We start from the raw sequence: 7627 nt of genomic DNA, 5'->3' as shown, positions 1-7627 counted from the left end.
GGCATACGACGAGCGATCGCGCACCTTGTGGTAAATGTGCGTGCCACCGACTGGCGCGGGCAGCGTCACCGCCGTAATGAACTCGCCGGGCGTGAGGCTGGTTTCGATATTCGGCGTGTTACCGGGGAGCTGATGGAAATCGGCGATGGCAATGCTGCGCGTGCTGCCATCGGGTTTGACCGTTTCTATCTGCGCATCGAGGGCGCGCATCGCAATCGCCATGTCGCTGGGATGGGTGGCGATGCACGCATCGCTGACGCCGATCAGCCCCAGTTGCCGACTGACTCCGCCAATCGCCGCGCAACCACTGCCGGGCTGGCGTTTGTTGCACGCCTGATTGACGTCATAGAAGTACGGACAACGAGTGCGTTGCAGCAGGTTGCCGGCGGTGCTCGCCATGTTGCGCAACTGCCCGGAAGCGCCGGCGAGCAGGGCGCGGGAGAGCAACGCGTAATCCTTGCGCACGCGGCTGTCGGCGGCCAGATCGGTGTTGCGCACCAGCGCGCCGATGCGCAACCCCCCTTCTGGTGTGGCTTCGATCTGATCAAGACCCAGGTGGTTGACGTCGATCAGGTGCAGCGGGGTTTCGATGTCGAGTTTCATCAGGTCCAGCAGGTTGGTGCCACCGGCGATGAACTTCGCGCCTTCGACCTGCGCCGCCAGCGTTGCGGCTGCGGCGGGGGAGTCGGCGCGGCTGTAATTGAACGCTCTCATGCTGGCACCTGCGCGACTTCAGTGATGGCTTCGATGATGTTGGAGTAGGCGCCGCAGCGGCAGATGTTGCCGCTCATGCGTTCCTGGAATTCGCTGGCAATCAGTTGCGGCGCTTCGGTCAGGCTCGGGCTGGCGTGGCTGGGAATGCCCTCGCGGATTTCCTTGAGCACCGCCACCGCCGAGCAAATCTGCCCCGGCGTGCAATAGCCGCACTGGTAACCATCGTGCTTGATGAACGCGGCCTGCATCGGGTGCAAATTGTCGGGCATGCCGAGGCCTTCGATGGTGGTGATCTCGCTGCCCTCGTGCATGACCGCCAGCGTCAGGCAGGCGTTGATTCGGCGGCCGTCGGCGATGACGGTGCAGGCACCGCACTGGCCGTGGTCGCAGCCTTTTTTGCTGCCGGTCAGGTGCAAGTGTTCGCGCAGGGCGTCGAGCAGGGTGGTGCGGTTGTCGACCTCAAGGGCTTGGGGTTTACCGTTGACGTTGATCGTCAGTTTGGCCATGGCGGGTTGCTCCAGACTGGCCGCGTAGGCCTTGAGGCTGATGAAGGGGGGCATTGCAAACGCGGCGGCGGTCACCGCGCCGAGGATCAGGAATCTTCGTCGGGAAATCGTCATGCTTCGATTCCTCTCTGGCTTAATCAGGACGGCAGGGATTGAAGGGCCCATAGGGGCGCGCCGGCATGTTTACCGGTCTCGTTCTTGGAATGACCTGCGCGGAGGGGAAAAGGTTTTTGCGGATCTGCGCTATAGAGTTATGCGCAGGATTCATTAATGAGCTGGGCGACGCTTGACCTTGTGGGAGCTGGCTTGCCAGCGATGGGGTCGTGTCAGTCAGCATTGCTTAAATGACACACCGCCATCGCGGGCAAGCCCGCTCCCAGGGATTGTGTTCAATGCCCGCCAACCACCATGTGCGTAAATGGCGCCACATACGCCTGCAACGTCACCAGCCCGCCCACCAGGATGGCCAGCACAATCGAGTGGAAGAACACGTAGCGCAGAATCTCGCCCTCATGCCCATACCAGCGGGTCGCGGTGGAGGCGACCACGATCGATTGCGCATCGACCATTTTGCCCATCACTCCGCCGGAACTGTTGGCCGCTGCCATCAGCACCGGGCTGATGCCGAGCTGTTCCGAGGTCACCCGTTGCAGCCCGCCGAACAGCACGTTCGAGGCTGTGTCCGAGCCAGTCAATGCCACGCCGAGCCAGCCGAGCAAAGTGCCGAACATCGGGTAGAACACCCCCGTCGCGGCAAACGCCAGGCCCATGGTGGCGTCCAGCCCGGAATAACGCGTGAGAAACCCCAGCGCCAGCATCGCCGCAATGGTGATCAGCGAAAACCGTACCACCCACAGGGTGCGCAGGTATTGCTTGATCAGTTGCGGGATCGAATAGCCCATCAGCAGCCCGCCGACAATCGCCGCCAGCAGAATGCCGCTGCCGGTGGCGGTGAACCAGGTGAACTTGTAGATCGCTTCTTCGGCTTTCGGCGCCGGCACTACGGGCGGGACTTTCTGCACTTGCAGGTGCAGGGTGGTGAAGGTCAGCGCCGGCGAGAAAATCGGATTGGCCTCATTCAGCGGTTTGCCTTGCGCATCGAGTTTCACCGAATGGGTTACCGGGTCCAGCGCCGGGCGCACGTCGAAAATGTTCTTGAAGCCCTGGGTGCCCCAGGCAAACACGAACACGGTGAGGATGATCCACGGCATCCACGCGCGCATCACCGCCGGGCGCGCCTGATCGCTGAAGGTGGCGCTGGCGGTGACTTTTTCTTCCTCGACCCGGGAGTTGTCGACGCGACCCGAGAGGGCGGCCGAGGTGTACACCGTCGCCGGTTTCCAGACCCGCAGGAACAGGGTCAGGCAGGCCATGGAAATCAGCGCGGCGATCACGTCCACCAGCATCGGCCCGTGGAAGTTCGACACGAGGAATTGCGGCACCGCGAAGCTGACCCCGGCCACCAGAATCGCCGGCCAGATCTCCAGCATCTTGCGCCACCCGGCAAACGCCCAGATCAGCCAGAACGGCACCAGCACCGAGAAAAACGGCAACTGCCGACCGACCATCATCGACAGCTCCATCTCGTCCAGCCCGGTGACCTTGGCCAGGGTGATGATCGGCGTGCCGAGCGCGCCGAACGCCACCGGGGCGGTGTTGGCAATCAACGCCAGACCGGAGGCGGCCAACGGCGAAAAACCGAGGCCGATCAGAATCGCCCCGGTCACCGCCACTGGCGTACCGAAACCGGCCGCGCCTTCGAAAAACGCACCGAAGCAGAACGCGATCAGCAGCAACTGCAAACGCCGGTCATCGGTGATCCGCGCCAGGGAGTCCTGCAGCACTTTGAACGAGCCGTTCTCGGTGGTCAGGCGGTGCAGAAAGATGATGTTGAGCACGATCCAGCCGATCGGCAGCAAGCCATTGGCCGCGCCGAACAACGCCGCCGAGCCGGCCATGCTCGCCGGCATGCCGAAGGCGAAGATCGAAATCAGCAACGCCGAAGCGAGAGCGAGCAGCGCAGCCAGATGCGCCTTGACGTGAAAGAACGCCAGCGCCGCGAGCATCACCACCACCGGCACTGCGGCCATGAGCGTGGAGATCAGCGGGTTGCCGAACGGGTCGTAGATTTGCTGCCAGACCATGGTCCACCTCTGCTTGTTGTTATCGAGGCGCAGATCCGTTGCGTGGGAGTCGCTAAGCAGCAGTATAGGTGGCATTTCGCCGCTGCCCGGATGCCGGCGGCGGGCCGATCAACGGTCGTGCCCAGGCAGTGAATCAAAGTCCGTTTGTCCGGTCGTATCAGCGGCTGCGCGCACTGCGTCCTGAAGGCGCGGGCAGTGACAGCCGTTCCGTGGTCAAGACCTTGGTTTAGGGAAGTTTGAATGAAGCGTGCAACAACTTTGCTGTTGACAATATCCGCCGCTGTTTTGCTGGCTGGCTGTGTGGCGGACTTTGATGATGATCATCGCCACGGACGGCATTACGACCGTGATCATGGGCGCTATGACGACCACGACCGGCGTTGGGATGACCGCGACGATGGTCGTCGTGACGGGCGTCGTTACTATCGTGATCGCGACGATGACTGAGTAGAAATCAAAAGGGCGTTCCCGCAACGGGAACGCCCTCGCCGATTAAAAATGAGCGCTCGCCCGGACGCTGGTTTGCGCAGGCGCGGTGGCCTCGAGATCCAGCAAATGGGTGGCGAGTATGTCGCTCAGAAAACGGAACTGATCGTTGATGCCGACCACTTCATTGCTGAAGTGATTGCTTGCGGCGGGCATCAGTACATCGTCGAAATCTTCGTTGAACAGCAGCGCCTGGGTCTTGCGCGAGACGACTTGCTGGTCGTAGTAGTTGCTGCCGAACACCGGGAAGCTCACGGAGAGGGTGATGGTGCGAATCATGATGGTTACTCCTCGTTGCGTCTCGGATGGGTCAATCGTGCCTTTGCCGGGCGGCGGGCGGAAGGCAATCGTGGCGATGGTGAATATCGACGGCGTTGATGGTTGAGATGTGATGGATTTACTGGCCTCATCGCTGGCAAGCCAGCTCCCACAGGTTTTCGGGTGTTCACTGGATTCATGGCCACTGAAGTTTTCCATGGAGCTGCCAAGCCAGCTCCCACAGGTTTTTCGGGTGCTCAATGGATTGATGTTCACAGAAGGGCTCTGTGGGAGCTGGCTTGCCAGCGATGGCGTCGGTACAGCCAACATCCTCGGAAACTGACACACCTATACTCAATGCTGTTTTCCTCCATTCAAGGACCTCACCACCGTGAACCTGCGTGCGCTGGTCGTCGCCGCATTGTGTCTGCTGGCTGGCTGCGCCACCTCGGCCCGGGGCCCGGTGGCGCAGCCGGCCGTGGTGGTGTCACCGGCGACCTGGCAGCAGATCGACCGCGACATCGTCAGCGCCTCGCAACAATCCACCGAGCAAGTCAAAGTATTTGCCCGGGGTTCGATGGAACATTGGCGCACTCGCGTCTATCAGCAAACTGAAGAAAATTTCATTCCGTGGTTCAGCAGCTACTGGACCCAGGAATGGCTGTCGATGAAGGTCAGCTGGTACACGATCAGCGCCGGTGGCGAACAGGACGCATCGGCCAAGCGCCTGGCGAGCTATCTGCTTGAGCAATATCAGGAAAGGGTGCTGGCGCCGGTGGCGGTGGAGATCGATCCGGACGCGATCCTCGGGCAGGCCACGGCGTTCTATGCACAACTGATGGCCCAGCAGATGCCGCTCATCGCCCAGCGTTATGGCGTGCCGGTTGCACAGCTCAACGGGCGTTTGCAGAAAGTCCCGGCGATTGCCCTCGGGCCGCCGCCGGCGCGGGATGCGTCGCTGTATCAGGTCATCAGCACCGAGCCGCTGAACACCTTGCCGGCGTATGCCGCACTGATCGACAAGATCCACACCGAGGGCGGCAGCAAGGGGATTGCCTCGACCGATGCCGGCATGGCCCCCGTAGCCAAGCGCGCCAGCCAGCGGATGGAAGCGGAAATGGCCCCGCGCGGAGCGGCCAGTGCGGTGGCGGCTGCGGCGGGCAAGTTGGTCGGCGGGGTGATCTCGATCGGCGTGGCGGGCATCCGCGCAATCATCCAGGCTAATGACCGGCCTGACAGCGAAGCGCTGATTCGCAGCAGTCTGGGCAGCACGTTCGACAAGGCCTGGGCGAAACTGCTGCAGAACCCGACTACCGGGGTCATGGCCGGTACGCTGCATATCGCCGGACAAGTCGAGGGCAGCCTTGGCGGTGCAGAGCAACCGTCGGTCGGGCTGGGTGTGAATCGTGTCGAATGGCCGCCGCCGCAATCGACTACCCGGCAGATCGAACCCAACGTACAAGGAGAATGAACATGTCTTACATCGATATCTTTGTCGCGCCTGTGCCGAATGCCAACCGCGAGCAGTACAAAAAACACTGTGAGATCGCCGCGAAACTGTTCAAGGAATACGGAGCGAAGGAGGTGATTCAGTGCTGGGGCGATGACGTGCCGGAGGGCAAGGTCACGTCATTTCCGATGGCCGTAAAACTCAAGGAGGGCGAGACGGTTTCGGCCGGCTGGCTGATCTGGCCCGACAAGGCCACCCGTGATGCCGGCATGGCCAAAATGATGGAAGACCCGCGCATGCAACCGGACGTCAACCCGATGGGGTTTGATGGTCAGCGCATGATCTTTGGCGGCTTCAAAAACATTCTTGAACCCTGATATGGCCTGTAGGAGTGAGCCTGCTCGCGATGGCGGAGTTTCAGTCAACGGGTTTGCAAAATGTGCCGGCCTCTTCGCGGGCAAGCCACGCTCCCACAGGTTCTGCTGAGATGCCGCGATTATCCATACGCCATAAAACTGTGGGAGCGAGCTGTGCCGTGCCCGCGATTGTCATCATCCTGCGAAACCCTGTGGGAGCGGGCTTGCCCGCGAAGAGGCCGGCGCAGCCAATATCTTCATTGCTGACCCACCGCTTTCGCGAGCAGGCTCACTCCCACCTTGGAGCTGTGCCGTGCCCGCGATTGTCGTCATCCTGCGAAACCCTGTGGGAGCGGGCTTGCCCGCGAAGAGGCCAGCACAGCCAATATCTCTTTTGCTGACCCACCGCTTTCGCGAGCAGGCTCGCTCCCACCTTGGGGCTGTGGCGTGCCCACGATTGTCGTCATCCTGCGAAACCCTGTGGGAGCGGGCTTGCCCGCGAAGAGGCCGGCACAGCCAATATCTTCATGGCTGACCCACCGCTTTCGCGAGCAGGCTCACTCCCACCTTGGAGCTGTGCCGTGCCCGCGATTGTCGTCATCCTGCGAAACCCTGTGGGAGCGGGCTTGCCCGCGAAGAGGCCAGCACAGCCAATATCTTCATGGCTGACCCACCGCCATCGCGAGCAGGCTCACTCCTACAGGAAATTGTGGTCACTCTGGAGAGGGCGTGATCCGGCAGCTTTTGCGGTGGCGAATTTCTTCGTCCGTCGGCCGTTCGCGGACGAATTCGAATCGAGGTTCACCTTCGCTGTAATGCACCAGCCAGCCCCATTCCAGTTCGGTTTCATCCTGCCCGGGGTTGGGTGGCCTGGCCCACCACGGTTCTTTGCTGAGGATCTCGCGCATGGCGGCCTCCGGTTCGATGGCAATCCTTGAACTATAGCCGGCTGTCGCGAGTCGTCAGAGAAGGCTGTGTAGAATCGGCCGTTCGACCAGCGAAGGAGCAGGGCCATGACCGATGATGCGCGCAGGGATGAACCGTTCAAGCGACTGTTTTTCGCCCTTGACTGTCCGCCACCGCAACGCAAGGCTATAGCCCGATGGCGCGGCGATCTGGGCTTGCGCACTGGTAAGCCGGTGCCGGCGGATAACTTTCATCTGACGCTGTTGTTCCTCGGCGCCGTGCCGCTGGCGCAGATCCATGAAGTCTGCGAGGCCGCCGGCAAAGTGCGTACGCCGGGTGAGCCGTTGCGGATTGCGCTGGATCGGCTGCAGGTCTGGCATCGGGCCGGGATTCTGTCTCTGGCGCCCGAGCAGGCCCCGCCGGCCTTGTTGCGTCTGGTGTATGCGCTGGAACAGGCGATGCTGCCGTTCGGTTTCGAAGAATCACCGCGCGAATTTCGCCCGCACCTGACCCTGGCCCGGGACTACCGCGCAGCGGAACCGGAATCCGCCACGCCGCCGGAATTCTTCCTGCGTGCCGAGCGCTTCGCCCTGTTCGAATCGCACAAGGGTCGCTACCGGATTCTGCAGGATTGGCCACTGAATTGAGCGCAGAAAAAAAGGCGCCCGAGGGCGCCTGAAATTCACCTGAGCCGAGGGAGCCAGGTGAGGCCGTTCATTGCAGGGTGCAGCGGTGGTAAGGCGCTGCGTGAACGGGAAACTACGCCACATCCCCCTGTAGGAGCTGCCGCAGGCTGCGATCTTTTGA

At 61.9% G+C, this 7627-nt stretch carries 10 protein-coding genes; 5 read left to right on the top strand and 5 right to left on the bottom strand.

From position 1 onward, the window contains the following. The 3 genes from DBR18_RS06175 to DBR18_RS06165 all read right to left on the bottom strand — a co-directional run. Window positions 1-714, bottom strand: a 714-nt coding sequence (locus DBR18_RS06175; RefSeq protein ID WP_256588575.1) for a xanthine dehydrogenase family protein subunit M, incomplete at its 3' end; no start/stop codon positions are given. After that, the gene (gene paoA / locus DBR18_RS06170; protein WP_108589668.1) at window positions 711-1334 is read right to left on the bottom strand and encodes an aldehyde dehydrogenase iron-sulfur subunit PaoA; all 624 of its coding nucleotides are present in this window, start codon (window positions 1332-1334) and stop codon (window positions 711-713) included. The genes DBR18_RS06175 and paoA, both read right to left, overlap by 4 nt. 275 nt (window positions 1335-1609) lie before the next feature. Then, on the bottom strand, window positions 1610-3364 hold the full coding sequence (locus DBR18_RS06165; protein ID WP_108589667.1) for an L-lactate permease: 1755 nt from the start codon (window positions 3362-3364) through the stop codon (window positions 1610-1612). 68 nt (window positions 3365-3432) lie between these two features. On the opposite strand from DBR18_RS06165, the gene DBR18_RS28225 reads away from it, so the two are divergent. Both DBR18_RS28225 and DBR18_RS06160 read left to right on the top strand, forming a co-directional pair. Beyond that, window positions 3433-3594: a hypothetical protein gene (locus DBR18_RS28225; RefSeq protein ID WP_158275041.1), complete on the top strand. Its 162-nt coding sequence runs from the start codon at window positions 3433-3435 to the stop codon at window positions 3592-3594. 10 nt (window positions 3595-3604) lie between these two features. Further along, complete coding sequence (locus DBR18_RS06160) at window positions 3605-3811, top strand: hypothetical protein (protein WP_081755234.1); 207 nt, start codon at window positions 3605-3607, stop codon at window positions 3809-3811. Window positions 3812-3856: 45 nt separating this feature from the next. Here the strand turns inward: DBR18_RS06160 and DBR18_RS06155 are convergent, their stop codons facing one another. Continuing rightward, a complete protein-coding gene (locus DBR18_RS06155) occupies window positions 3857-4129 on the bottom strand; it encodes a hypothetical protein (protein ID WP_108589666.1) in 273 nt (90 codons plus the stop codon). A gap of 370 nt (window positions 4130-4499) precedes the next feature. Between DBR18_RS06155 and DBR18_RS06150 the strand changes: the two genes are divergently transcribed. Both DBR18_RS06150 and DBR18_RS06145 read left to right on the top strand, forming a co-directional pair. After that, window positions 4500-5579, top strand: coding sequence for a hypothetical protein (locus tag DBR18_RS06150; protein ID WP_108589665.1), 1080 nt, complete (start codon window positions 4500-4502; stop codon window positions 5577-5579). Between the two features lie 2 nt (window positions 5580-5581). Beyond that, window positions 5582-5935: a DUF1428 domain-containing protein gene (locus tag DBR18_RS06145; protein ID WP_108589664.1), complete on the top strand. Its 354-nt coding sequence runs from the start codon at window positions 5582-5584 to the stop codon at window positions 5933-5935. A 692-nt stretch (window positions 5936-6627) separates the two neighbouring features. Here DBR18_RS06145 and DBR18_RS06140 read toward each other — a convergent pair. Further along, window positions 6628-6822, bottom strand: coding sequence for a hypothetical protein (locus DBR18_RS06140; protein ID WP_108589663.1), 195 nt, complete (start codon window positions 6820-6822; stop codon window positions 6628-6630). Window positions 6823-6927: 105 nt separating this feature from the next. Between DBR18_RS06140 and thpR the strand changes: the two genes are divergently transcribed. Beyond that, entirely contained in the window at window positions 6928-7467 is a 540-nt protein-coding gene (thpR, locus tag DBR18_RS06135; RefSeq protein ID WP_108589662.1) for an RNA 2',3'-cyclic phosphodiesterase, read from the top strand. Window positions 7468-7627 lie beyond the last annotated feature (160 nt).

The organism is Pseudomonas sp. HMWF021, from assembly GCF_003061005.1.
In the GTDB taxonomy this organism is placed as follows: Bacteria; Pseudomonadota; Gammaproteobacteria; order Pseudomonadales; family Pseudomonadaceae; genus Aquipseudomonas.
This window is presented reverse-complemented; position numbering and strand designations above follow the sequence as displayed.

Coding starts and splice junctions, on each gene's coding strand:
- paoA (WP_108589668.1), bottom strand. CDS start 1,334: ATGACGATTTCCCGACGAAGATTCCTGATCCTCGGCGCGGTGACCGCC.
- DBR18_RS06165 (WP_108589667.1), bottom strand. CDS start 3,364: ATGGTCTGGCAGCAAATCTACGACCCGTTCGGCAACCCGCTGATCTCC.
- DBR18_RS06160 (WP_081755234.1), top strand. CDS start 3,605: ATGAAGCGTGCAACAACTTTGCTGTTGACAATATCCGCCGCTGTTTTG.
- DBR18_RS06155 (WP_108589666.1), bottom strand. CDS start 4,129: ATGATTCGCACCATCACCCTCTCCGTGAGCTTCCCGGTGTTCGGCAGC.
- DBR18_RS06145 (WP_108589664.1), top strand. CDS start 5,582: ATGTCTTACATCGATATCTTTGTCGCGCCTGTGCCGAATGCCAACCGC.
- DBR18_RS06140 (WP_108589663.1), bottom strand. CDS start 6,822: ATGCGCGAGATCCTCAGCAAAGAACCGTGGTGGGCCAGGCCACCCAAC.
- thpR (WP_108589662.1), top strand. CDS start 6,928: ATGACCGATGATGCGCGCAGGGATGAACCGTTCAAGCGACTGTTTTTC.